Here is a 21,795-nt window from a genome sequence, read left to right as displayed (position 1 = left end):
GACGCTGTCATTAATCGATCCGGCGCGAGGCGAATGCCTCAACGCCGGTGGTTCATCGAACCGGCCTCCGGCGGACAAAACGTCCACGAGAAGCAGGCCCTCGTAATCCGTGCAAACGCGAGAAGCGCTTGGTGCGGGCGGAGGGACTCGAACCCCCACAACTTTCGTCACTGGAACCTAAATCCAGCGCGTCTACCAGTTCCGCCACGCCCGCGTGAATTTGCATCAAGACCGGCCGCGATGCCGCGGGCGGCCGGGCTTATAACATGTGCCTGACTGTTCGCAGCAAAAAAATGGCCCGATGGAGGCAAGCTTTACGTAGGCACGATGGCTGGACTTATCCAGCGCGGCATGGTCCGGATCGCGCATGAAAACGCGGATATCTGCCCCCGATCGGCGCGACGTTTTGGCCGGGCTTGGCGCCTCAATTGGCGTCTCCCTCGGCGCCTCGGCGGCCGGGTTGATCGCCGGCGGCGCGGGCCCGCTTATGACCGCCCAGCTCGCCCTTCAGGCCAGGGCGGCAACGCTGGCTCTCAGGCCGGGACAGCCGCCTACACCAATCTGGGAGCTTGCCGCCGTAAGCCACCTTGGCGACGTCCGTCTCAAGCGTTTCGACGGCTGCCAGGTGGTGTTCCGGAACGACCTGCCTGTGCCGCTTGCGCCAGTCTGGTACGGCCTCAATGCCCCGACCGGGGCCGATCCGCTCCGGGGCCGCGCGCCGGCGGCACCGGACACGACAGAAACGTCAGTTATTCCAATACCTAATGCGGGAACCCTGCTGGCCGACTTCCGGCTCTTCGAGGATGTCCAGAAGCAGCCCGCGCGCCCGCTTCCGATCATCGCCACCGAGTCGAGCCGGGTCGCCGTCGATCGTGACGTGGTCCTCCTGATCGAGGAATGGCGCCTGCGGCCGGACGGGACTGCGCTTCCGCCGGGCCGAGAGGCGGACGGCACGACGCCTCTCTATACGATGAATGGAATGGCTTCATTCGAACTCTCAGCTGCGGCCGGCGAGCGGCTACGGCTGCGCTTTATCAACGGCTCCCAACGTTCTGTTCTGGCGATCAAATTGGAAAGCCATGAGGTCCGGGTCATGGCCCTGGACGGGCAGCCGGCCGAGCCGTTCCCGGCGCGCAACGGCGCCCTCGTGCTGGCCCCCGGCGGACGCGCCGACGCGTTTGTGGATACGGCCGCATCGGCCGCGTTCCTGCTGCATGATGGCAAAGAGGCACGCCAAGTGGGCAGCCTCAAGATATCAGGCCAACTGGACCGGCGAGCGCCGCTGTCATCGCCACAGCCCCTGCCGCCAAACGATCTCCCCGAGAAGCTCGATCTGAAGGGCGCCCTGCGGTTCGATGTCGCGCTCGGAGCGGCCGAGGCCGGCTGGATCAAGCCTGCAAACTTCTCGACCGCCTCGGCACCCGCCTTCCGCGCCAAGACCGGCCGCACCGTCGTGCTGGCCCTGAAGAACCCCGCCCCCATCACGACCGTCTTCCACCTGCACGGCCATCCCTTCCGCCTGCTCGACAGGCTCGACGACGGCTGGAAGCCCTACTGGCTCGACACGCTCGCGGTCGAGCCCGGCCAGACCCAGCGCATCGCCTTCGCCGCGACGTCGCCCGGACGATGGCTGCTCGAATCCGTCGCGACCGACTGGGCCGCGCCGCGGCTGGTGCGGTGGTACGGGGTGGAATGAGCCTTCGTAGGATGGGTAGAGCGCAGCGAAACCCATCAAGATCGCGCCAAGGTTTGAGATGATGGGTTTCGCTTCGCTCTACCCATCCTACCGGGCTTGTCGGCCCGGCCGCGTCCAGAGGTACCGAGCGTCGGGCTCTTTCTCCTCGTTCCGCGCGCCGTCAGTTTCCTCGACCAGCATGAAACCGCGCGCCTCATAGAAGCGCCGCGCCAGCGCGTTGCGCTGAAAAGTCCAGAGCTGCAGGCATTCGCAGGCGCCTTTGGCGACGACCAGGAGTTCGCTGCCGACGCCGCGGCCCTGGGCCGCGGGAACCACGTAGAGCTGCTCGATCCAACCGTCGCTGAAGGCGATGATCCCGATGAGCTCGTCATCGTCGAAGCGGCCCCAGATCTGGCATGTCGGAAAAACGCGCTCGCGGTAGAACCAGAGATCCTCGTCCGGCGTGTGCAGGCCCGCGAGCCACGACATCACCTGGTCGAACGCGATCCGATGAACCTGCGCCGCGGCGCCCATGTCGGTGAGCGCAAGTTGCCTGAGCACTAGTACTCCACCCCCAGCGCATTATAGATCCGCCGGTGCACGGCCGGCAGCGTCTCGGTCAGATCCTCCGCGATCAGGCCGGGCCCCGCCTCGCTGGCCGCCTCGCCATGCATCCAGACGCCGATGCTGGCGGCTTCGAAGGCCGGCACACCCTGCGCTAAGAGCCCGGCGATGATGCCGGCGAGCACGTCGCCGGCGCCGGCGGTGGCGAGCCAGGGTGGCGCGTTGGCAGCGATCGTGGCGCGGCCGTCGGGCGCGGCGATCGTGGTGTCCGGGCCCTTGAGGAGCACGACTGCGCCGGAGCGTTCGGCGGCGGCGCGCACGCGTTCGAGCTTGGAGCGGCCCGGATGCTTGTTGCTGAGATCGGAGAACAGGCGCGGGAATTCGCCCTCGTGCGGCGTCAGCACCACCGCATTGTCCTGCGAGGTTTTGATCGATTCGAACAGCCGCTCGGGATTCGCCGCAAAGCTGGTCAGCGCATCGGCGTCCAGCACCAGATGCCGCTGCGCGCTCAGCGCGGTGTGGACGAGATCGCAGGTGCGATCGCCGATTCCAGCGCCGGGACCGATCATGCAGGTGTTGTAGCGCTGGTCGCCGAGCAGCTCGCCGAACTCGATCGCGGTGTCGACGGGGCGGACCATCACCGCGGTCAGCGCGCTCGCGTTGATCGCGAGTGCGTCGCGCGGCGTTGCCAGCGTGACGAGGCCTGCACCGGCGCGCAGCGCCCCGCGCGCGGCGAGCCGTGCGGCGCCGGTCGCGGCCGCATCGCCCGAGACCGCCAGCACATGGCCGCGTGCATATTTGTGGCCGTCGATGCGCGGCACCGGAAAGGCTGCGCCCCAGAAGTCGGGATCGTTCTCGAAGACTTGCGGCCTGATCTCGTCCAGCACCGGCGCCTCGATGCCGATGTCGGCGAGGCGCACGCGGCCGCAATGCATCCGGCCCGGGAGCAACAGATGTGCAGGCTTCTTGCGGAAGAAGGTGACGGTCTCGGTGGCGTTGACCGCCACGCCCAGCACGGCGGCGCTGGTGCCGTTGATGCCGCTCGGCAGATCGACGGCGAGCACCGGGGCGCCGTTGGCGTTGATCGCCTCGATCATCTCGCGCGCCTCGCCCTCGACGGGCCGGCTGAGGCCGGCGCCGAACAGCGCGTCGATGATCAGCGCGGGTCTTCCGATCGCCTGCGGATTGAACGGCAGCACCGGATGCTTCCAGCCGCGCGCGGCAGAGGCGGCATCGCCCTGGAGCTGGTCGCGCTCGCACATCAGGATCACCGAGACCTCTCGCCCCTGCGCGGCGAGCTCGGCGGCTGCGACAAACCCGTCACCGCCATTGTTGCCGGGGCCGGCCACGATCAGGATCGGCCCCTCCTCCACCAGCGCATTGGCGGCCTCGGCGACCGCCTGCCCCGCGCTGAGCATCAGCTTGAAGCCGGGCGTGCCCGCGGCGATGCTGAGCTGGTCAGCGCGCTGCATTTCGGCGTTGGTCAGTACTTCCATGCCACTTCCCTGGTACAAACGCCTCTTCAACAGGCATCTTTCGTGCCGATCGGACGCCGGGAACACCTGTCTGCACACATATTGAACCGTTTGCCTATTTCATAGTCTTCGGTATTTTGGGTCGGTCGGCGCCACCTATCGGAGATGCTCGTTAAAAGGCTGATAACGCTCCAATAATCAGGGCATTTGCAACTTGGCATAGACCCTGCTTTCGAGGAAGCCGCTTCGGTTTGTCGTGCTCACTGGCATTTATCAGGGTGTGGCCGGCCGTTGTTGCCGGACTGGTCAGGGATCCCGGCATAGCGAAGACACGATCGTGCGTGAGAAAAGCGCATCCTGACGAAGACGTTGCTATTTGATCGAAAGGCCGGGAGGCGCGCAGTGAAGAAAATCGAAGCCATCATCAAGCCATTCAAGCTCGACGAGGTGAAGGAAGCGCTTCAGGAAGTCGGCCTTCAAGGCATCACCGTCACCGAGGCCAAGGGCTTCGGCCGGCAGAAGGGTCATGCCGAGCTTTACCGCGGCGCAGAATACATCGTCGACTTCCTGCCCAAAGTGAAGATCGAGATCGTGATCGGCGACGATCTGGTCGAGCGCGCGATCGACGCGATCCGCCGCGCCGCGCAGACCGGCCGCATCGGCGACGGAAAAATCTTCGTCTCCAACATCGAAGAGGCGATCCGCATCCGGACCGGCGAATCCGGGCTGGACGCTATCTGAGCCGGGTGCTATCCCGAATTTTGCGACACTCTGAAAGAAAAAAGGCTGCTTCGGCGGCCTGATTTCGTTTGTGCGGTTGCTCGAACTCGCCGAAAGCGAGAACAAATCTGCTCACCTGGAAACCGACCCGCAGAGCCAAAAGGGGTATGCATGAAGACCGCCAAAGACGTCCTGAAATCGATCAAGGACAACGACGTCAAATACGTCGACCTGCGCTTCACCGATCCGCGCGGCAAGTGGCAGCATGTGACGTTCGACGTCAGCATGATCGATGAGGACATTTTCGCCGAAGGGACGATGTTCGACGGCTCCTCGATCGCCGGCTGGAAGGCGATCAACGAATCCGACATGTGCCTGATGCCCGATCCGGTGACCGCGACGATCGATCCGTTCTTCGCCGAAACCACGATGGTCATCACCTGCGACGTGCTCGAGCCGACCACCGGCGAGCCCTATAACCGCGACCCCCGCGGCATCGCCAAGAAGGCGGAAGCCATGGTGAAGTCGATGGGCGTGGGCGACAGCGTGTTCGTCGGCCCCGAGGCCGAGTTCTTCGTGTTCGACGACGTGCGCTTCTCCTCCTCCCCCTACAACACCGGTTTCCGCCTCGACTCCTCGGAGCTGCCGACCAACACCGACACGGAATATGAGGGCGGCAACCTCGGCCACCGCATCCGCACCAAGGCGGGCTACTTCCCCGTCCCGCCGCAGGACTCCGTGCAGGACATGCGCTCCGAGATGCTCGGTGCCATGGCCAAGATGGGCGTCAAGGTCGAGAAGCATCACCACGAGGTCGCTTCCGCCCAGCACGAGCTGGGCATGAAGTTCGACACGCTGACGCTGATGGCCGACCACCTGCAGATCTACAAGTACTGCATCCACCAGGTCGCGCATATCTACGGCAAGACGGCCACCTTCATGCCGAAGCCGGTCTATGGCGACAACGGCTCGGGCATGCACGTGCACCAGTCGATCTGGAAGGACGGCAAGCCGGTGTTCGCCGGCAACAAGTACGCCGACCTGTCGGAGACCTGCCTCCACTACATCGGCGGCATCATCAAGCACGCCAAGGCGATCAACGCCTTCACCAACCCGTCGACCAACTCCTACAAGCGTCTGGTCCCGGGCTATGAGGCCCCGGTGCTGCTGGCCTATTCCGCACGCAACCGCTCGGCCTCCTGCCGCATCCCCTACACCGCTTCGCCGAAGGCCAAGCGTGTCGAGGTGCGCTTCCCCGATCCGCTTGCCAATCCCTATCTCGGCTTCGCCGCGATGCTGATGGCCGGCCTCGACGGCATCAAGAACAAGATCGATCCGGGTCCGGCGATGGACAAGGACCTCTACGACCTGCCGAAGGAAGAGCTGAAGCAGATCCCGACCGTCTGCGGCTCGCTCCGCGAGGCGCTGGAAAACCTCGACAAGGACCGCGGCTTCCTCAAGAACGGCGGCGTGTTCGACGACGACTTCATCGACGCCTATATCGAGCTGAAGATGACCGAAGTCGAGCGCTTCGAAATGACCCCGCACCCGGTCGAGTTCGACATGTACTATTCGGGCTAAGCGGCTCGAACTCTACACGACAAGCAAAAGGCGCTCCGAGAGGAGCGCCTTTTCGTTTGGCATTGTCGTGATCACCCCGTCGCGCTTGTGGCTACGGGTTGTCGCGCCGCGGCAAGAAATGATCGAGCAAGCCCGTCGGCAGCGGAAAAACGACGGTCGACGACCGTTCGCCCGCGATGTCGTGCAGAGCCGCGAAGTAACGCAGCTGCATCGCCTGAGGCTCCTGCGCGAGAATCCGGCCGGCCTCGACCAGCTTTTCGGCCGCCTGCTGCTCACCCATTGCATTGATCACCTTGGCCCGCCGCAAGCGCTCCGCTTCGGCCTGTTTGGCAATCGCGCGCACCATGGTTTCGTTGATATCGACGTCCTTGATCTCTATGCCGGTGACCTTGATGCCCCAGACGTCAGTCTGCTTGTCGAGAATCTCCTGGATGTCGGCGTTCAACCTGTCGCGCTCGGCAAGCATCTCGTCGAGCTCGTGCTTGCCGAGCACCGAGCGCAACGTGGTCTGGGCGAGCTGGCTGGTGGCTGCCATGTAATCGCCGACCTTGATGATAGCGCGCTCGGGGTCGACGATGCGGAAGTAAAGAACGGCGTTGACCTTGACGGAGACGTTGTCCCGCGAAATCACGTCCTGCGGCGGCACGACCTGCACCATCACCCTTAGATCGACCTTGACGAGTTGCTGCACGATCGGAACGAGGAGGATGAGGCCCGGGCCCTTCACGCCGGTAAAGCGCCCGAGCGTAAAGATGACGCCACGCTCGTATTCGCGCAGGATTCGAATGGCTTGGGATAGAAACATGATGACCAGCAGCGCGAGCACCGCATAGGTCAGATATTCCAGCATCATGATGGACCTCCCTCGCCGGTTCGGGCTGATGCGCGCCGTATCAGCAGCGTCAAATCGATGACGTTGGCGACCTCGACCCTCTCTCCGGGCTTGAAGGTTTCGGCGCCGCGCGCCTGCCAACGCTCACCGTGGGCGAAGACATGACCCTCGCTCCCGCTCCAATCGAGAACTTCGGCGGGTAAGCCTCGCATGGCCTGCGCACCGACCCGTTCGGGAGCTTTGGCGGCGCGCCGAAGCGAACCAAGCACGACGAGCACAAAACCTACGAACACAGCCGCGGTGGTGCCGATTACCCACCACGACAGCTGGTAGCCAGGCGCCTCGCCCCTGAAGAGCATCAGGGCTCCCAGCACGAAAGCGATGACCCCTCCCAAACCGATCACCACGGTCGGGTTGAAGGCTTCGACGGTGAGAAGCACGAGTCCCACCAACATCAGGGCGAGGCCGGCGTAATTGACCGGCAGCAAATTGAGCGCATAGAGGCCGATCAGCAGGCAGATCGCGCCGACGACTCCCGGGGCGACTGCACCGGGAGATATGAACTCGAAGATCACGCCGTAGATGCCGACCATCAGGAGAATGAACGCCACGTTCGGATCGGTGATGACCGCCAGGAAGCGGGATATCCGTCCGGGGTCGATGGCTTCAACGACAGCATCCTTGGTCACGAGGCGCTGCGTCTTGCCGCCTGCAACCTCCACCTCACGGCCATCGAGTTGTCTCAGCAATTCAGCCTGATCGCGCGCGACGAGATCGATGGCATGAGCCGCCAGCGCGCCGTTGGCGGAAAGTGTGGCAGCCTCACGGACCGCCTTCTCCGCCCACTCCGCATTGCGGCCACGCAGCTCCGCAAGGCTGCGGATGAAGGCAACCGCATCATTGGTCGCCTTTGCCGTCATTGGATCCTTGAGCTGATCCTTGCTTTGATCCTTGGGCTCGCTCTGCTGGTCACCGTCCTTCTTGTCCTTGCCGCCCTTGTCCGGCGCACCGCCCAGCGGCCCGCCAATCTGCACCGGCGTCGCGGCACCGATATTGGTGCCTGGCGCCATCGCCGCGATGTGGGTCGCATAAAGGATATAGGTCCCCGCGCTCGCCGCGTGGGCGCCAGAGGGAGCAACGTAACCGACGACAGGAATCGGCGAGGCCAGCACATCGGCGATGATCTCGCGCATGCTGGAATTGAGACCGCCGGGAGTATTCATTCTCAGAAGCACGACCTCGGCGCGACGTTCGCTTGCCTTGGCCAAAGCCTCCTTCACGTAGCTGGCCGACGCAGGGCCAATGGCCCCGTCGATCGAAACTATCAGTGCAAGGCGGCTGTTCTCCTCCGCTGGGCTGGGACGGAGGCCGCAGATCAAAGCCACGACGCCAATCGCCGCAACGAGGGCCGCCTTCATGGTCTGCACGGCAGTGCTCCCTTGCAGAGCATATGGTGCGCGTCTTGCGAACCTCAATGTGGCCGCGTGCAGACCATCGTCGTGATTGTGCGATGCAATGGAATAGCCCTGCGCACAGGGCGGTGGCGGACCATGCCTTTGGCTGATCCGCCCGTGCATTCTGCACCGCTACGGCCGCCGGACCCGCACCCCGTCCGCCCCGATCGCACCGAACGTGCCGGCGATGATCTCGCTCGTCAGCGGCATGCCACCGAGCGACCAGTGCGCGGGCTCCTGCTCCTCGATCCTGACCCAGACGTTGCGGCGGAAGTCCGGACTGCCCTGCCCTTCAACCTCGACCATCAGGTCGGTGATGCGCTCGAGCAGCGCCTTCTTCTGCGCGGCGTCCAGGATGCCTCGGACGGTGGAAATCGTGATGTATGGCATGTCTCTCTCCAATCATGTGGTGTGACGACAGCGCGAGATTGGACCTGACGCCGCCAACACGGCAGTGGCGGACAAGCCAGAGATCGGGCAATTTCCGCCACCGGCCCGCCGTTCCGGTCGGATAAGATGGGCGCACTTGCCTGGAGACGTCATGAAGCTCGCGGTTCTCGCACTGGAAGGCTGCATGCATTCTGCGATTGCCGGCATCGCCGACATCCTCGCGCTTGCCAATCACGTGATGCAGCAGAGCGGCACAAGATCGCGCTTCGCCCTTCAGACGCTCTCGCTCGACGGCAAACCGGTGCGCGCCGGCGGCGGACAGATGGTCGCGGTCGATGGCGCGGTCGGCAAACGCGGCCGCTTCGATGCGATCCTCGTCCCCGGCAACCTCGTCGATCACGTCACGGCCGAGCGGCTCCAGCCGCAATATGCCCGTGCAGGAGCCTGGCTGCGGCAGCAGCATGCAAGCGGCCGGCTGATCGGCGCCTTTTGCAGCGGCGTGTTCGTCCTGGCCGGATCTGGCCTGCTCGACAATCGTCGCGCCACCATCACCTGGTGGCTGCAAAGCGAGCTGCGGCAGCGCCATCCCGCGATCGACCTCGCACCCGACGCCGTCATCACCGTTGCCGACCGCATCGTCTGTGCGGCCGGACCGATGTCGTGGGTCGATCTCCTGCTCAGGCTGATCGAGATGGTCGAGGGCAAGGAGATCGCCAAATTATGCGCGGACTACGTCGTCATCGACACCGCGCAGCGCACCCAATCGATCTTCATGCCCGTCGGCTACCTGCTGTCGCAGGACCCGCTGCTGACCAAGGCGGACCTGCTGGTTCGCCGCAGCGGCAACAGCCCGATGACGGTCAGACGCCTCGCCGAGGCGCTTGGCCTCAGCGAGCGCACGCTGAACCGGAAGTTCCAGGCGCTCACGCGCGAACCGCCGCAGGCCTTCATCACGCGCCGCCGCGTCGAGCACGCGCGCACGCTGCTGGAGACGACGATGCAGCCGGTCAAGACTATCGCGCGTGCGGCCGGCTATGAGGACGAGAGCAGTTTTCGCAAGGCCTTCCGCAAGCTGACCCTGATGTCGCCGCAGGCCTATCGGGCACGGCGGATGGAGCGAGCGGACCTGTCGCAGGATCGGCGGGTCGCCGCCGCCTCCTACAATTCGTGATCATCATCGGGAAATGGCGGGACCTGGGGGACCTTCCTCGCGCGCCTGGCGACCGGTGCTCTCGGAGCGGGCTGACCCAACTCGAAATCGTCATCAGGAAACGGCGGGACCTGCGGGACCTTCTTCTTTCCACCACGGCCGCTCCTCCTAGCCTTCTTCGGGGCCTTCGAGGACTTCTTCTTTGACGCCTTCCTCTTCAACGCTTTCCTCTTTGACGCTTTCTTTTTCGACGCCTTCTTCTTCGAAGCTTTCTTCGACGCCTTGCTCTTGACAGCGCCCTTTTTCGATCTCGACGTTGATCTTGCCATGGACAGCCTCCTTGATCAGCGAGCCGGTATGAGTTGAAGTTCGCGACTCTTGAGCTGGTCAATCGCCCAGACGGCGTACTTCTCAGCCAGCGTCGTGGTCACCGCGGTGACGCGATTGCCGACGGTGATGGGCGCGCCTGTCGTGGCATTCCGCGACGCAACTGCCGGGACACCCACCTCCCGCGAGAAGACGTAGGATCGAATTGCAGCGACTTCCGTGACGGAACTCGGCAGGATCGCCAGCCCAATCGTGACCTGGTGAACATCCGAACGCCGCGCGGTCCCAGTGATCGAAGCGTCGGCCACCTGGAATCCGGCGCTGACCGGCGTGAACGTAACCATCGGCGTCGCCGTAGCGTCGAGCGTCGTTGTGAACGTCAACTTGTCGGCCATGTTGGGAGCATTGCTGCCGCCCGGATTGTCCTTGTCTCCCGCCAGATTGCCAAAATAAGTCAGTTCGAGAAAAGTCCGTACGGACTTGTCCACGCCGATGCGGCCGGCGATGGGATAGACGTAGTTTGCCTGGGTGACGATGAAACCCTCGCAATAGCGCTGTTTCCGTACCTGCCCCGGCCTGTTCAGAGTCCTCATCAGGAAATCGAAAGTGTCGCTAATGGTGAAGGTCCGCTCGTTGCTGCGCTGGCGGTTTGCGTTGCCGCCGAGGCCGAGATTGAATCTCTGTGTCCACGGTCCGATCGTGTTGATGGTCGTGCCGAGGTTGTTGTCCTCGGTCATCGTGAGATCGAAATTGTAGGCGATCGCAGCCGAATAAATCACGTTGAACGCGTGCCGCACCGCCTCATATTGGGGCCCCCGAAACACCGCGGGCGTGAAATCGGCGATGGATTCCGGGATCGTCCTGATATCGCTGCAAGACGTCCTGGGCGATCTTGTCGTCGTGCCTCGCCAGGGCATCGAGCCGTTCGAGAACGACCGACTTGATCGCCTCGCGCGCCTCGCAGCGGATCTGCCTCACGATGTGATAGGTGTTCACGCCGGTGACATCCTCCGGCACCGGATGGATCGAGCAGCCCAGCAACAGAGCTGCGGCAAGGCACGCTGCAAAAATACGAGCACTCATGCGCCGGCCCCCACGCCCAAGACGCAAAAATAGTCACATCATATAGTTGGCACTGCGCACTTGCCACACTATCGCGGCAGTTGCAGCTAAGAATAGGCGCTACCTTATCCCGGATTTTGCTATCTGTCCGGAAAATTCACGCCAATCTCCGTCACCACAGGCGCCCATTTCACCAGAGTCGCGTTGTCGGAGGGCGCCTTCACGCCATCACCCAGCAACGACTTGGGCGCGGCGGATTTCTTGTCGAAGCGGATCGTGACGGTGCAGCCGCCTTGCAGCGGGCGGCCGAGCGCCCCGCCCTTCCAGTCGGTGACGAAGCCGCCATAGTCCCATTCGAAACCACTGACGAGGAACGGCTTACCGTTGGCCTTCTGCACGTCGGCAAGGCTCGATCCGATCGTGACGCCATTGACGCTCCAGAGGCTGGTCTTGCCTGCGTCGCGCAATGTCAGGCCGGAGGCGCGCATGGCCTTGTCGTCGGTGAAGGCGATTTCGATGCGGCGGTCCCTCGCCTTCGGAAACAGCACGAGGCCTTTGTACTTCTCGCCCTCGGCGCCCGGCAGGTCCTGCACTACGGCATCCTTGCCAAAGCGCTGCTTCAGGGTTCGCTCGGTATCGTCGGGCGCAACGGGCGAAGCGCAGGTGATCGGGCCTTCCCGCGGCGGCGTGGTTTGGGCGAATGCAGGGGACGCGAGCAGGACAAAGGCGGCGGCCGTGTGGCGCATCATCGGGGTGCAATTCCAGACCTAAAAATCCGGTCAGCAACGTAGCGCGCGAGATCAGCTCGACACAACTCCCCGTCATCGCGAGGGCAGCCAGCGTCTACGCCGCTGCCTTCTGCTTCGCCACCATCGCTTCACCGAAAGCCTCGAACAGTTTCCGGTTGATCGGATTGCGCTGCGGATCGTACTCGGCGTGCCATTGCACGCCGAGCGCGAAGGTCGGGGCTTCCGCGATGCGGATCGCCTCGATGGTGCCGTCCTCGGCGACGCCCTCGATCAGCACGCGCTTGCCGGGGTCGAGGATGCCCTGCCCGTGCAGCGAATTGACCCTGATCCTCTCGCAGCCGAGCAGTTTTGCGAACGCCCCGCCCGGTGTGAGGTCGACGTCGTGGCGATCGGCGAACACCACGGTCGGATCGGGATGAATCTCGCCGTTCTCGAGCCTGGGCATGCGGTGGTTCATGCGGCCCGGAATCTCGCGGATCTCCGGATGCAAGGAGCCGCCGAAGGCGACGTTCATCTCCTGGAGGCCGCGGCAGATGCCGAACAGCGGAATGCCGCGGGACACGCAGGCGACCGAGAGTGCCAGCGCGACCTCGTCGCGGTGGATGTCGTAGGGCTCGTGCTTCTCGCAAGGGTCGACGTTAAAGCGGGTCGGGTGGACGTTGGCGCGGGCACCGGTGAGGACGATGCCGTCGACGGTGTCGAGCAGCGCAGCGATGTCCGTGATATCGGGCGCTCCCGCGAACATCACCGGCAGACCGCCGGAGACCTCGGCCACGGCGCGCAAATTCCGCTCGCCGACCATTTGGACCTGAAATCGATTTTCGACGCGATGGGCATTCCCGATCACGCCGACGACCGGCTTTCTCATCTCCCGTTCCGACCTCCCGCCGAGAAAAGATTCCTCAAACATGCCCTTGGGATGGAACAAATTCAACAGAGGGGATCGCGGGACGGCAATGCTATTTTCGCGCAAATGCCTCCCGGGCCTCGGCTGCCCCCAGGTCGGGCAGGCCGGCAGCCTTCAGAGCGGTTGCGGCGGGATCGCCCGGCGCAGCCAGCCAGGGCAGTTTCGCATCGATTCCGCGCGTCACGGGCTCCCCGAGCACGCCGCCGAAATCGATCGGCCAGAACCCGTTGGGCACCACCTCGGCGGTGAGACTGTGGATGGCATAGCCGTCGCCCAGAACCGTCTCCGCGTGGTCGGCGGCGACAAGGCGCGCGCTCGCAGGGTCCCTGGGATCGGCGAAGCTCACCAGCACGGGAATGAGCTCCCCCCTGCACCGGGACGATGCCTGTCTGCCGGCTGATGTCGTTGAACGAGACGCGGTTGCCCCGCGCGGCGCCGTAGGCGCGGAGCGCCACATAGTTGATGTCGTCGAGATCGAGCTTGCCGCCCTGCCGATGCGCCAGCAATGCCACCAGATTCTTGCCCTGGCGGAGGTCTTGGCCGAGATCGACGAACACCGCCTCCCCGCGCATCGTGGTGCGGCCGCCGCGATTATAGTTGCGGTCGGGCACGACGGCCAGAATGCCGGACCCGGTCCTGATCCCGTCGGGCGTCGTCACCTCGACCGTGAGGCGATATTTGTGGCCGGGCCGGTTGATCCGGATCTGGTCGCCGATCACGAGCACGGCCAGAAGCCCGAGCAGACCGGCCCACTTGCTGATGAAACTCAAGCGCCCCCCACCTGTTCTTCCTCATCGCTCTGCACCCTTCGCGCGGCAGCGTCAAACCAGCGCGTTGACGCGGTCTTGATCGGACGCGCGTTTGTCGAAAGAGTGCGCCACCCGGAGCCGCCGAAAAGGACATGATGTGACCATTCCAGCAGACCAACGCCCCCGGACGCGCGCCGACCTTGCCTGGGCGATCTCGGTCGGCGGCATTGGCGTCGTGCTGTTCACGGCTCTCCTGGTCTTCACCTGGTATTTTGCCGCTACGCTGCTCCTGATCTTCACCGGCATGCTACTCGGCGTCGGCCTCAACGCGCTGACGGGTGCGCTCGGCCGCCGCGTCCCGCTGCCCCATCCGGTCCGGCTCGCGATCGTCTGCATCGTGCTGGCCTTGATGCTCGCCGGCGTCGCGTATCTCGGCGGCGCCACCATCGCCGAGCAGGCCTCGGTGCTGAGCAAGACCATCAAGTCGCAGATCGGAAACGTCCGCTCTTTCCTCGAGAACCACGGCATCGACACCAGCGTGTTCGATCTCGGCAATGCCGCGCCCGCCGCCACCGGCGATGCAACGCCGACGCCCGCCCCGAACCCCGCCTCGCACGGCGGATTGCCGGGCGCAGGCGCGCTTGCCTCGAGCGGCGGGGCAATCGTCAGCCAGACTTTCAAGCTGCTGTTCGGCGCTATCAGCGCCGTCGGCAACATCTTCATCGTGCTGTTTCTGGGCCTCGCCTTCGCCGCCCAGCCGGGCGTCTATCACGATGGCCTGCTGTTCCTGGCACCGGCGAAGCATCGCAGCCGCGCCGCCCTCATCATCGACCACATCAGCGAAACGCTGGAACGGTGGCTGATCGCACAGATCGTGGTGATGATCGCAGTCGGCGCCGTGACCTGGATCGGGCTTGCCATCATCGGCATCCCCGGCTCGTTCATCCTGGGAATCCAAGCGGGCCTGCTCGCCTTCATCCCGACCGTTGGCGCCATCATCGCCGGCGTCGTCGTGGTGCTGGCGAGCCTCGCCTCGGGCTGGATCCCGGCGCTGTCGGCCTTTCTGCTCTTCATGGGCGTGCACGCCATGGAGAGTTACGTGCTGACGCCGATCCTGCAGCGGCAGGCGCTGGACATCCCGCCGGCGACGCTGTTCGCGTTCCAGATCCTGCTCGGCGTTGTGTTCGGCATCTGGGGCCTTGCGCTGGCGCTGCCCCTCGTCGCCATCGCCAAGGTCATGATCGACCATTTCAAGACGTATGAGACGCCGCCCCTGGCCGAGGCGGCGTAAGGCGTCTTGAAGTCGCTCAGGTCGTCAGCACGGTCTCGGTGTGCTCGACTTCCGGGGGCGCGGCAAAATACTGGCCGACGAGGCCGCGCCACTCGGTGAAATTCTCCGAGCCGCGGAAATCGACGGTGTGATTCTCCAGCGTCGCCCACTTCACCATCAACCGGTAGCGCTGCGGCTTCTCGATCGACTTGTGCAGCTCGAAACCGCAAAAGCCATTGGAGCGGCCGAAGGCGGCCTTGGCCTTGGCGACGGCGGCCTCAAAGTCCTTCTCGCTGCCCGGCTTGACGTCGATTTGCGCGATCTCGGTGACCATCGGTTTCCACCCTTCTTTGTTTGATGGGCGTGTCTACCGCAGACCGGGGCAAAGAAAAAGGCGCCGAAACGGCGCCCTGCCCGGCCAAAAATGCGTCGCTCTCAGGCGAACAGCAGCGCGGTGCCTGCCACGATGAGCGTGCAGCCGATAAACAGCGCGACCGGCCAGTAGCTGCGCCCTTGCGTGTAGCGCCCCTGCGCGCGCCGCTCGTTGATCAGCGCGCTCTCGTATTCATCCGCCGTGGAGAACAGGCAGGCGAAGCCGCCGCGCGCCGAGCTTGCGGCGGCTTCGAGCGACATCAGGGCAGCCTGCGGGTTCTGTCGGGGGATCGATTCCATGACCGCGATGGTAGGGATCGAATGGTAAACAGAGGCTTACCGCAGCCGCTCCCGCGCTTCAGGCGGTGGCCGGACGCGCTTGCTGCGCGCCGGTCCGCGCAGCACTCTGGCGGCGCCAGTTCTCCAGCGACAGCGGCAGCTCCTCCGCCGCCTCGACGCGGTTACGGCCGCCGCGCTTGGCCTGGTAGAGCGCAGTGTCGGCCGAGGCCAGCAGCACCTCGAGTTCGGTGCCGGCCGGGCCGCCCGCAACGCCGATGCTGACAGTGGTGTCGACCGGGCCTTCATCGACGACGACGCCGGAGGTCTCGAACGCTTCGCGCACGCGCTCGGCGACCAGCACGCCCTCCTCGAGCGAGCACGGCAGCAGTGCGGCGAACTCCTCGCCGCCGATGCGGCCCGACAGGTCGGAGATGCGCAAGTTGCTGATGACCACGGTCGAGAACAGTTTCAGCATCTCATCGCCGGCGGGATGGCCGAAGCGGTCGTTGATCGACTTGAAATGGTCGATGTCGAAGATCATCACGGTCACGGGACGGCCAGCCTTGGCCTCGCGCTCGATCACGCGTCCGCAGGCTTCCGAGAAGCCGCGGCGGTTGAGCATGCCGGTCAAGGGATCAGTGGAGGCGGCAGTGCGGTGCGCCGTCACCGTGCGCTCGGACACCAGCATGAAGATCACGAACACGGTGCCGACGGCATAGAGGATCAGCTCGACCGCGAACACGGTGACCCAGATGCTACTGGAGAAGCCGGCATCGTGCGGGCGCAGGAAGCTGCCGAGCAGGATCGGCAGCATCAAGACGCAGCCGTGCATCACCGGCACCACGAAGGCCGGCCAGCGCCGTTGCAGGCTCTTGCGCCGCTCGACCCAGAGCTCGCTCGCGGTCAGCGCCGCATAGACCGAGACGATGGCGGCGCCGACAATCATGCGCAGCATGGACGCTGCGGGATCGAGCAGCGAGACGGCAGCGACCCAGGCGAGCGCGCCGATGAGGAGGCCCGGCCAATTCGGCTTGCGGCCGTGGAAGACGCGCGCGGCATTCCACACCATGCCGCAGGCGACAAAGCCGACCGCATTTAACGCCAGATAGAGATGCGGCCCGAGCTTGTCGCCGGCCGCGGTCCATAACGCGACGGAGGCGGCACCGAGCAGATAGGCGGTGCCCCACCATTTCAGCGCAGGACTGTTCTCCTGCCTGCCAAAGAATACCATCATGGCGCCGAGCAGTGCGGCAACCATGGTGGCAACCAAATAGAGCGTGATGCTATCGAGCGACATCATGTCGGCCCCCTTGAAAACATAGCAGTTACGCGATCGGCACATCCGATTTGCGCGCCCTTCCGAATGCGACGCTATGTCCCGCGAGTTCCATTCAGGTTTTCGCGCGAGCCCAAGTTTTCGGGAAACACGCCATCAATTTGCGTACAAACGAACAACAAAAAGGGCGCTGAAATCAGCGCCCTTTTGCATCTCATTGAAGCCGCTTTCGCGGCGAATGTGACCGAAGCGATTAACGCTTCGAGAACTGGAAGGACCGGCGGGCCTTGGCCTTGCCGTACTTCTTACGCTCGACCACGCGCGAGTCGCGGGTGAGGAAGCCGCCCTTCTTGAGCACGGAGCGCAGCTCCGGCTCGAAATAGGTGAGCGCCTTGGAGATGCCGTGACGGACGGCACCGGCTTGGCCGGACAGACCGCCGCCGGCGACGGTGCAGATCACGTCGTACTGGCCGGAACGCTGGGCCACCGAGAACGGCTGCTCGATCATCATGCGCAGCACGGGACGGGCGAAATAGACCTCGACCTCACGCGCGTTGACGGTGACCTTGCCGGCGCCCGGCTTGATCCAGACGCGGGCGACCGCGTCCTTGCGCTTGCCGGTGGCGTAGGCGCGGTTGAACTTGTCGACCTTCTTCTCGTGCTTGGGCGCCTCGGGCGCGGCCGCCGTCTTGAGCTGCGAGAGCTGGTCGAGCGACTGGATGGATTCGGCCATGTTATGCGGCCCTCGTGTTCTTGCGGTTCAACTTGGCGATGTCGATCTTCTCGGGCTGCTGCGCCTCGTGCGGATGATCGGCGCCGCCGTAGACACGGAGGTTGCCCATCTGCACGCGGCCGAGCGGACCACGCGGGATCATGCGCTCGACGGCCTTCTCGAGCACGCGCTCGGGATGCTTGCCCTCGAGGATCTGGCGCGCGGTGCGCTCCTTGACGTGGCCGACGTAGCCGGTGTGCTTGTAGTAGGTCTTCTGCTCGCGCTTGCGACCGGTGAGGACCGCATGCTGCGCGTTGATGATGATGACGTTGTCGCCGCAATCAACGTGCGGGGTGTAGGTCGGGAGGTGCTTGCCGCGCAGGCGCATGGCAACGATGGTGGCGAGACGGCCGACGACCAGACCCTTGGCGTCGATCAGCACCCACTTCTTCGTCACCTCAGCCGGCTTTGCCGAAAAGGTTTTCATGTCAGAGTTTCCGTGGACGGGGAGCATCGGCGCGAACACCGCACCGGACTGCGCGGTTTTCTAGAGAAGAGACGCTCAGCGGTCAATGCCCGAAGACGTAGATTATCTACGCGAAATCAATAACTTAAAAATATGGTGCTATCTTACCTGCGAAAAGGTCAAACATTTGGAATGGAATAGGTCGAGGTGACATGGGCAATCGGGTCGGCTGAGGTCCCGGACAACAGGTTCACCTCCCCGACGGCCAGGCGCTTGCCGAGCTTGAGCAGCCGGGCTTCCGCCAGCACGTCCTGCCCGGGCTGGCCTTTGCGCAGGAAGTTGATGTTGAGATTGGTGGTCACGGCGAGCCCGATCGGTCCGATCGCGGACAGAAGCACTACGTACATGGCGAAATCGGCCAGCGCCATCAGCGTCGGGCCGGACACGGTTCCGCCCGGCCGCAGCATCCTTTCGCTGAAACGCTGGCGTAACAGGCAGGTCTGGCCATCCGCGCTCTCGATCGTGATGTCGTCGCCGCTGAAGGCCTGGGGAAACTCGTCGCGGAGAAACTGCTCGACCTCCGCCACGGTCATTTTCGCTGCCGCCATGCTGTTCCACACCCTCGCTTCGCTTGCCCTGTTACATTAAGTTATCTGCGTCATCCCATTGCAATCATCCAACGGAAACCGCGTCAATGTCCGTTCAGGCCGCCCGCGCCCCCTCCCCGCACCCGCCGATCCTGCTGCGCGAGACCGTCGGCCCCATCGCGGTCCTGACGCTGAACCGTCCGGCCGCCCGCAACAGCCTGTCCGCGGCGATGATCGCCACCCTGCACGCCGAGCTCAACGAGATCCGCGACGACAAGGCCATCCGCGGCGTGGTCATCGCCGCCAACGGCCCCGCCTTCTCCGCCGGCCACGACATGAAGGAGCTGACCGCGCGCCGCACCGACCCGGATCGCGGCCGCGCCTTCTTCGCCGAGATGATGAACGCCTGTAGCGCGATGATGCAGGCGGTCGTGCATCTGCCCAAGCCCGTGATCGCGTCCGTCCAGGGCATCGCGACCGCGGCTGGCTGCCAGCTTGTGGCAAGCTGCGACCTCGCGATCGCCTCGGAGGATGCGAAGTTCGCAACGCCCGGCGTCGACATCGGCCTGTTCTGCTCGACGCCGATGGTGGCGCTGTCGCGCAACGTCCCGCGCAAGCAGGCGATGGAGATGCTGCTCACGGGTGAGCCTGTTACCGCCGACCGTGCCCGCGAGATCGGCCTCGTCAACCGCGTGGTGCCCGCCGGCACCGAGCTCGGCGCCGCGATCGAGCTTGCGCAGCAGGTCGCGTTGAAGTCCGCCTACACCGTCAAGCTCGGCAAGGAAGCATTCTACCGCCAGGCCGAGATGAGCCTTGCGGACGCCTATCGCTATGCCGCAGAGGTGATGACCGAGAATATGATGGCGCGTGATGCCGAGGAAGGCATCGGCGCGTTCATCGAGAAACGCGAGCCGATATGGCGGGATGAGTGATTTGTTGCGCAGTCATTCCGGCGGCTCGAAGAGCCGACCCGGAATCTCGAGATTCTCAGGTGCGCCATTGCGCACCATAGTTCGATGCTGCGCACCGCCCCGGAATGACGAATGAAGGATCACATGAACCACGACGCCTATCCCGACAATTACATCCGCAGCATCCTCAACAGCGTGAAGTCGATCGCGATGGTCGGCGCCTCGCCGGTCAATGTGCGGCCGAGCTATTTCGCGTTCAAATATCTGGCCCAGCGCGGCTACGACATGATCCCGATCAATCCCGGCCATGTCGGCAAGGAGCTGCTCGGAAAACCCTTCGTCGCCTCGCTCTCCGACATCGGACGTCCCGTCGACATGATCGACATCTTCCGCAATTCCAGCCACATCATGCCTGTCGTCGACGAGGCTCTCACGCTCGATCCGCTGCCGAAGGTGATCTGGATGCAGCTTGGCGCACGCGATGACGCCGCCGCGGAAAAGGCGGAAGCGGCCGGGATCAAGGTCGTGATGAATCGCTGCCCCAAGATCGAATATGGCCGTTTGTCATCGGAGATTTCCTGGATGGGCGTGAATTCGCGCACGCTCAGCTCCAAGCGCCCGCCGGCGCCGACGCAGGGCATGCGACTCTCCCTCAATCGGATGAGTGTCGGCGGCGGCGACACCGCGGCCTCCGATCGCGCGGCCAAAAACAAGACCGAGCAAAGCTGAGACAATCGCGAAGGATTCCTTTCGCGAACGCGACAATGCGTAGCAAGATCATGCCCAAATCATTCTGATGTGAAGCGGCAGCTTGACGGCGGCCACGGCGGCCATCAGCATGCCGCGCGATTTCAGACCACAAGAACAGGACGCCCTCAATGAGCGATCGCCTTCCGGGATTTTCAACCCTCGCCGTGCATGCCGGTGCACAGCCCGATCCGACCACCGGTGCGCGCGCGACTCCGATTTATCAAACCACGTCTTTCGTCTTCAATGACGCCGACCATGCCGCCTCGCTGTTCGGCCTGCAGGCATTCGGCAATATCTACACCCGCATCGGCAACCCCACCAACGCGGTGCTGGAAGAGCGCGTCGCCGCGCTCGAAGGCGGCACCGCCGCGCTCGCGGTCGCCTCGGGCCATGCCGCGCAGGTCGTGGTGCTGCAGCAGCTGCTCCAGCCCGGCGACGAATTCATCGCTGCGCGAAAACTCTATGGTGGCTCGATCAACCAGTTCACGCATGCGTTCAAGAGCTTTGGCTGGAACGTGGTGTGGGCCGATCCCGATGACATCGCAAGCTTCGAGCGCGCGGTGACGCCGCGCACCAAGGCGATCTTCATCGAGTCCATCGCCAATCCCGCCGGCAGCATCACCGACATCGAGGCGATCTCGACGGTCGCCCGCAAGGCGGGCGTTCCGTTGATCGTCGACAACACGCTGGCCTCACCCTATCTGATCCGCCCGATCGACCACGGCGCCGACATCGTCGTGCACTCGCTGACGAAGTTTCTGGGCGGCCACGGCAACTCGCTCGGCGGCATCATCGTCGATGCCGGCACGTTCGACTGGTCGACCGGCGGCAAATATCCGATGCTGTCGGAACCGCGGCCGGAATATCACGGCATCCGCCTTCAGGAGACCTTTGGCAATTTCGCCTTCGCGATCGCCTGCCGCGTGCTGGGTCTGCGCGATCTCGGGCCGGCGCTCTCGCCCTTCAATGCCTTCATGATCCTCACCGGCATCGAGACGCTGCCGCTGCGCATGCAGAAGCACTGCGACAACGCCAAGGCGGTCGCCGAATTCCTCGCCGGCCATCCGGCGGTGGCCTCGGTGAGCTATGCGGGCCTGCCGAGCGACAAGTACAACCAGCTCGCGCGCAAATACGCGCCGCGGGGCGCGGGCGCGGTGTTCACCTTCAGCCTCAAGGGCGGCTATGACGCCGGCGTCAGCCTGGTGTCGAAACTGCAGCTGTTCTCGCACCTCGCCAATGTCGGCGACACCCGCTCGCTCGTCATCCACCCGGCCTCGACCACGCACAGCCAGCTCGACGACGCCGCCAAGGTCAAGTCCGGCGCCGGTCCCGACGTGGTGCGGCTCTCGATCGGCATCGAGGACAAGGAAGATCTGATCGCGGACCTGGAGCAGGCGCTGGGGGCCTAGTTTTCCGCTGTCATTCCGACCGGGATGGTCCGAAGGACCAGACCCGGAATCTCGAGATTCCGGGTTCGGTGCTTCGCACCGCCCCGGAATGACGGCCGCGCTGTTTGGCGATCGCCCCCGTTAACAGT

26 protein-coding genes and 1 tRNA gene are annotated in these 21,795 nt (G+C 64.4%); 9 read left to right on the top strand and 18 right to left on the bottom strand.

Going from position 1 to position 21,795, the window contains the following annotated elements; all coding sequences use genetic code 11:
- Positions 1-129: 129 nt before the first annotated feature.
- Positions 130-214 (bottom strand) — tRNA-Leu (locus BRAGE_RS0113155).
- 153 nt (positions 215-367) lie between these two features.
- Here BRAGE_RS0113155 and BRAGE_RS0113150 point away from each other — a divergent pair.
- Positions 368-1,696 carry a multicopper oxidase family protein gene (locus tag BRAGE_RS0113150; protein WP_027559516.1) on the top strand — a complete coding sequence of 443 codons (1,329 nt, stop codon included), beginning with the start codon at positions 368-370 and terminating at the stop codon, positions 1,694-1,696.
- An 87-nt stretch (positions 1,697-1,783) separates the two neighbouring features.
- On the opposite strand, the gene BRAGE_RS0113145 is transcribed toward BRAGE_RS0113150, so the two are convergent.
- Positions 1,784-2,236 carry a GNAT family N-acetyltransferase gene (locus BRAGE_RS0113145; RefSeq protein WP_027559517.1) on the bottom strand — a complete coding sequence of 151 codons (453 nt, stop codon included), beginning with the start codon at positions 2,234-2,236 and terminating at the stop codon, positions 1,784-1,786.
- Entirely contained in the window at positions 2,236-3,735 is a 1,500-nt protein-coding gene (locus BRAGE_RS0113140) for a bifunctional ADP-dependent NAD(P)H-hydrate dehydratase/NAD(P)H-hydrate epimerase (protein ID WP_027559518.1), read from the bottom strand. Before BRAGE_RS0113140 ends, BRAGE_RS0113145 begins: the two co-directional genes overlap by 1 nt.
- A 381-nt stretch (positions 3,736-4,116) precedes the next feature.
- Here BRAGE_RS0113140 and BRAGE_RS0113135 point away from each other — a divergent pair, with 381 nt between their 5' ends.
- Together BRAGE_RS0113135 and glnA are read left to right on the top strand one after the other, a co-directional pair.
- Positions 4,117-4,455 (top strand): P-II family nitrogen regulator, encoded by a 339-nt coding sequence (locus BRAGE_RS0113135; protein WP_007603495.1) that lies wholly within the window; start codon positions 4,117-4,119, stop codon positions 4,453-4,455.
- Positions 4,456-4,605: 150 nt separating this feature from the next.
- On the top strand, positions 4,606-6,015 hold the full coding sequence (glnA, locus tag BRAGE_RS0113130) for a type I glutamate--ammonia ligase (protein ID WP_014494828.1): 1,410 nt from the start codon (positions 4,606-4,608) through the stop codon (positions 6,013-6,015).
- 91 nt (positions 6,016-6,106) lie between these two features.
- On the opposite strand, the gene BRAGE_RS0113125 is transcribed toward glnA, so the two are convergent.
- From BRAGE_RS0113125 to BRAGE_RS0113115, 3 genes are all read right to left on the bottom strand, one after another.
- Entirely contained in the window at positions 6,107-6,868 is a 762-nt protein-coding gene (locus tag BRAGE_RS0113125) for a slipin family protein (protein ID WP_027559519.1), read from the bottom strand.
- Positions 6,865-8,274 carry an NfeD family protein gene (locus BRAGE_RS0113120; protein ID WP_027559520.1) on the bottom strand — a complete coding sequence of 470 codons (1,410 nt, stop codon included), beginning with the start codon at positions 8,272-8,274 and terminating at the stop codon, positions 6,865-6,867. The genes BRAGE_RS0113125 and BRAGE_RS0113120 overlap by 4 nt, the downstream gene beginning before the upstream one ends.
- A gap of 159 nt (positions 8,275-8,433) precedes the next feature.
- The gene (locus BRAGE_RS0113115; RefSeq protein ID WP_027559521.1) at positions 8,434-8,691 is read right to left on the bottom strand and encodes a tautomerase family protein; all 258 of its coding nucleotides are present in this window, start codon (positions 8,689-8,691) and stop codon (positions 8,434-8,436) included.
- Positions 8,692-8,842: 151 nt separating this feature from the next.
- Between BRAGE_RS0113115 and BRAGE_RS48510 the strand changes: the two genes are divergently transcribed.
- Complete coding sequence (locus tag BRAGE_RS48510; protein WP_051377865.1) at positions 8,843-9,862, top strand: GlxA family transcriptional regulator; 1,020 nt, start codon at positions 8,843-8,845, stop codon at positions 9,860-9,862.
- On the opposite strand, the gene BRAGE_RS56405 is transcribed toward BRAGE_RS48510, so the two are convergent.
- The 6 genes from BRAGE_RS56405 to BRAGE_RS56805 all read right to left on the bottom strand — a co-directional run bounded on the left by BRAGE_RS56405 (position 9,850) and on the right by BRAGE_RS56805 (position 13,238).
- Positions 9,850-10,170, bottom strand: a complete 321-nt coding sequence (locus BRAGE_RS56405) for a hypothetical protein (protein WP_028146274.1) — start codon at positions 10,168-10,170, stop codon at positions 9,850-9,852. The genes BRAGE_RS48510 and BRAGE_RS56405 overlap by 13 nt on opposite strands.
- Before the next feature lie 15 nt (positions 10,171-10,185).
- On the bottom strand, positions 10,186-10,965 hold the full coding sequence (locus tag BRAGE_RS0113100) for a hypothetical protein (protein ID WP_027559522.1): 780 nt from the start codon (positions 10,963-10,965) through the stop codon (positions 10,186-10,188).
- Between the two features lie 4 nt (positions 10,966-10,969).
- The gene (locus tag BRAGE_RS0113095; protein WP_141263026.1) at positions 10,970-11,251 is read right to left on the bottom strand and encodes a hypothetical protein; all 282 of its coding nucleotides are present in this window, start codon (positions 11,249-11,251) and stop codon (positions 10,970-10,972) included.
- A 119-nt stretch (positions 11,252-11,370) separates the two neighbouring features.
- Entirely contained in the window at positions 11,371-11,976 is a 606-nt protein-coding gene (locus tag BRAGE_RS0113090) for a hypothetical protein (protein WP_027559524.1), read from the bottom strand.
- Between the two features lie 97 nt (positions 11,977-12,073).
- On the bottom strand, positions 12,074-12,847 hold the full coding sequence (locus tag BRAGE_RS0113085) for a gamma-glutamyl-gamma-aminobutyrate hydrolase family protein (RefSeq protein ID WP_027559525.1): 774 nt from the start codon (positions 12,845-12,847) through the stop codon (positions 12,074-12,076).
- Between the two features lie 91 nt (positions 12,848-12,938).
- Complete coding sequence (locus BRAGE_RS56805; protein ID WP_231164038.1) at positions 12,939-13,238, bottom strand: hypothetical protein; 300 nt, start codon at positions 13,236-13,238, stop codon at positions 12,939-12,941.
- 4 nt (positions 13,239-13,242) lie between these two features.
- Here BRAGE_RS56805 and BRAGE_RS56800 point away from each other — a divergent pair, with 4 nt between their 5' ends.
- Positions 13,243-13,791 carry a hypothetical protein gene (locus BRAGE_RS56800; RefSeq protein WP_231164039.1) on the top strand — a complete coding sequence of 183 codons (549 nt, stop codon included), beginning with the start codon at positions 13,243-13,245 and terminating at the stop codon, positions 13,789-13,791.
- Position 13,792: 1 nt separating this feature from the next.
- The gene (locus BRAGE_RS0113075; protein WP_027559526.1) at positions 13,793-14,926 is read left to right on the top strand and encodes an AI-2E family transporter; all 1,134 of its coding nucleotides are present in this window, start codon (positions 13,793-13,795) and stop codon (positions 14,924-14,926) included.
- A 16-nt stretch (positions 14,927-14,942) separates the two neighbouring features.
- On the opposite strand, the gene BRAGE_RS0113070 is transcribed toward BRAGE_RS0113075, so the two are convergent.
- From BRAGE_RS0113070 to BRAGE_RS0113045, 6 genes are all read right to left on the bottom strand, one after another.
- Entirely contained in the window at positions 14,943-15,239 is a 297-nt protein-coding gene (locus BRAGE_RS0113070) for an antibiotic biosynthesis monooxygenase family protein (RefSeq protein WP_027559527.1), read from the bottom strand.
- Positions 15,240-15,340: 101 nt separating this feature from the next.
- The gene (locus BRAGE_RS0113065; RefSeq protein ID WP_027559528.1) at positions 15,341-15,577 is read right to left on the bottom strand and encodes a hypothetical protein; all 237 of its coding nucleotides are present in this window, start codon (positions 15,575-15,577) and stop codon (positions 15,341-15,343) included.
- Between the two features lie 58 nt (positions 15,578-15,635).
- On the bottom strand, positions 15,636-16,856 hold the full coding sequence (locus tag BRAGE_RS0113060; protein WP_027559529.1) for a GGDEF domain-containing protein: 1,221 nt from the start codon (positions 16,854-16,856) through the stop codon (positions 15,636-15,638).
- A 229-nt stretch (positions 16,857-17,085) separates the two neighbouring features.
- Positions 17,086-17,565, bottom strand: coding sequence for a 30S ribosomal protein S9 (gene rpsI / locus BRAGE_RS0113055; RefSeq protein ID WP_027559530.1), 480 nt, complete (start codon positions 17,563-17,565; stop codon positions 17,086-17,088).
- Between the two features lies 1 nt (position 17,566).
- Positions 17,567-18,031 carry a 50S ribosomal protein L13 gene (gene rplM, locus BRAGE_RS0113050; RefSeq protein ID WP_011087726.1) on the bottom strand — a complete coding sequence of 155 codons (465 nt, stop codon included), beginning with the start codon at positions 18,029-18,031 and terminating at the stop codon, positions 17,567-17,569.
- Between the two features lie 158 nt (positions 18,032-18,189).
- Positions 18,190-18,618 carry a PaaI family thioesterase gene (locus BRAGE_RS0113045; protein WP_027559531.1) on the bottom strand — a complete coding sequence of 143 codons (429 nt, stop codon included), beginning with the start codon at positions 18,616-18,618 and terminating at the stop codon, positions 18,190-18,192.
- A gap of 86 nt (positions 18,619-18,704) precedes the next feature.
- On the opposite strand from BRAGE_RS0113045, the gene BRAGE_RS0113040 reads away from it, so the two are divergent.
- From BRAGE_RS0113040 to BRAGE_RS0113030, 3 genes are all read left to right on the top strand, one after another.
- Positions 18,705-19,529, top strand: a complete 825-nt coding sequence (locus tag BRAGE_RS0113040) for an enoyl-CoA hydratase (protein ID WP_027559532.1) — start codon at positions 18,705-18,707, stop codon at positions 19,527-19,529.
- 123 nt (positions 19,530-19,652) lie between these two features.
- Positions 19,653-20,237, top strand: coding sequence for a CoA-binding protein (locus BRAGE_RS0113035; RefSeq protein ID WP_027559533.1), 585 nt, complete (start codon positions 19,653-19,655; stop codon positions 20,235-20,237).
- Between the two features lie 149 nt (positions 20,238-20,386).
- The gene (locus BRAGE_RS0113030; RefSeq protein ID WP_027559534.1) at positions 20,387-21,667 is read left to right on the top strand and encodes an O-acetylhomoserine aminocarboxypropyltransferase; all 1,281 of its coding nucleotides are present in this window, start codon (positions 20,387-20,389) and stop codon (positions 21,665-21,667) included.
- Positions 21,668-21,795: the final 128 nt, after the last annotated feature.

It is taken from the genome of Bradyrhizobium genosp. SA-4 str. CB756 (assembly GCF_000473125.1).
Lineage (GTDB): Bacteria > Pseudomonadota > Alphaproteobacteria > Rhizobiales > Xanthobacteraceae > Bradyrhizobium > Bradyrhizobium arachidis.
The sequence above is the reverse complement of the archived record's forward strand: the minus strand, read 5'-3'. Positions and strand labels throughout refer to the sequence as shown.

What these genes read in the sequence shown, in the direction of transcription:
- BRAGE_RS0113045 (WP_027559531.1), bottom strand. Translation starts at nt 18,618, where the DNA reads ATGGCGGCAGCGAAAATGACCGTGGCGGAGGTCGAGCAGTTTCTCCGC.
- BRAGE_RS0113115 (WP_027559521.1), bottom strand. Translation starts at nt 8,691, where the DNA reads ATGCCATACATCACGATTTCCACCGTCCGAGGCATCCTGGACGCCGCG.
- BRAGE_RS0113125 (WP_027559519.1), bottom strand. Translation starts at nt 6,868, where the DNA reads ATGATGCTGGAATATCTGACCTATGCGGTGCTCGCGCTGCTGGTCATC.
- rplM (WP_011087726.1), bottom strand. Translation starts at nt 18,031, where the DNA reads ATGAAAACCTTTTCGGCAAAGCCGGCTGAGGTGACGAAGAAGTGGGTG.
- BRAGE_RS0113140 (WP_027559518.1), bottom strand. Translation starts at nt 3,735, where the DNA reads ATGGAAGTACTGACCAACGCCGAAATGCAGCGCGCTGACCAGCTCAGC.
- BRAGE_RS0113060 (WP_027559529.1), bottom strand. Translation starts at nt 16,856, where the DNA reads ATGATGTCGCTCGATAGCATCACGCTCTATTTGGTTGCCACCATGGTT.
- BRAGE_RS0113150 (WP_027559516.1), top strand. Translation starts at nt 368, where the DNA reads ATGAAAACGCGGATATCTGCCCCCGATCGGCGCGACGTTTTGGCCGGG.
- BRAGE_RS0113030 (WP_027559534.1), top strand. Translation starts at nt 20,387, where the DNA reads ATGAGCGATCGCCTTCCGGGATTTTCAACCCTCGCCGTGCATGCCGGT.
- BRAGE_RS0113040 (WP_027559532.1), top strand. Translation starts at nt 18,705, where the DNA reads ATGTCCGTTCAGGCCGCCCGCGCCCCCTCCCCGCACCCGCCGATCCTG.
- rpsI (WP_027559530.1), bottom strand. Translation starts at nt 17,565, where the DNA reads ATGGCCGAATCCATCCAGTCGCTCGACCAGCTCTCGCAGCTCAAGACG.
- BRAGE_RS48510 (WP_051377865.1), top strand. Translation starts at nt 8,843, where the DNA reads ATGAAGCTCGCGGTTCTCGCACTGGAAGGCTGCATGCATTCTGCGATT.
- glnA (WP_014494828.1), top strand. Translation starts at nt 4,606, where the DNA reads ATGAAGACCGCCAAAGACGTCCTGAAATCGATCAAGGACAACGACGTC.
- BRAGE_RS0113090 (WP_027559524.1), bottom strand. Translation starts at nt 11,976, where the DNA reads ATGCGCCACACGGCCGCCGCCTTTGTCCTGCTCGCGTCCCCTGCATTC.
- BRAGE_RS0113095 (WP_141263026.1), bottom strand. Translation starts at nt 11,251, where the DNA reads ATGAGTGCTCGTATTTTTGCAGCGTGCCTTGCCGCAGCTCTGTTGCTG.
- BRAGE_RS0113035 (WP_027559533.1), top strand. Translation starts at nt 19,653, where the DNA reads ATGAACCACGACGCCTATCCCGACAATTACATCCGCAGCATCCTCAAC.
- BRAGE_RS56405 (WP_028146274.1), bottom strand. Translation starts at nt 10,170, where the DNA reads ATGGCAAGATCAACGTCGAGATCGAAAAAGGGCGCTGTCAAGAGCAAG.
- BRAGE_RS0113085 (WP_027559525.1), bottom strand. Translation starts at nt 12,847, where the DNA reads ATGAGAAAGCCGGTCGTCGGCGTGATCGGGAATGCCCATCGCGTCGAA.
- BRAGE_RS0113070 (WP_027559527.1), bottom strand. Translation starts at nt 15,239, where the DNA reads ATGGTCACCGAGATCGCGCAAATCGACGTCAAGCCGGGCAGCGAGAAG.
- BRAGE_RS0113065 (WP_027559528.1), bottom strand. Translation starts at nt 15,577, where the DNA reads ATGGAATCGATCCCCCGACAGAACCCGCAGGCTGCCCTGATGTCGCTC.
- BRAGE_RS56800 (WP_231164039.1), top strand. Translation starts at nt 13,243, where the DNA reads ATGAGCTCCCCCCTGCACCGGGACGATGCCTGTCTGCCGGCTGATGTC.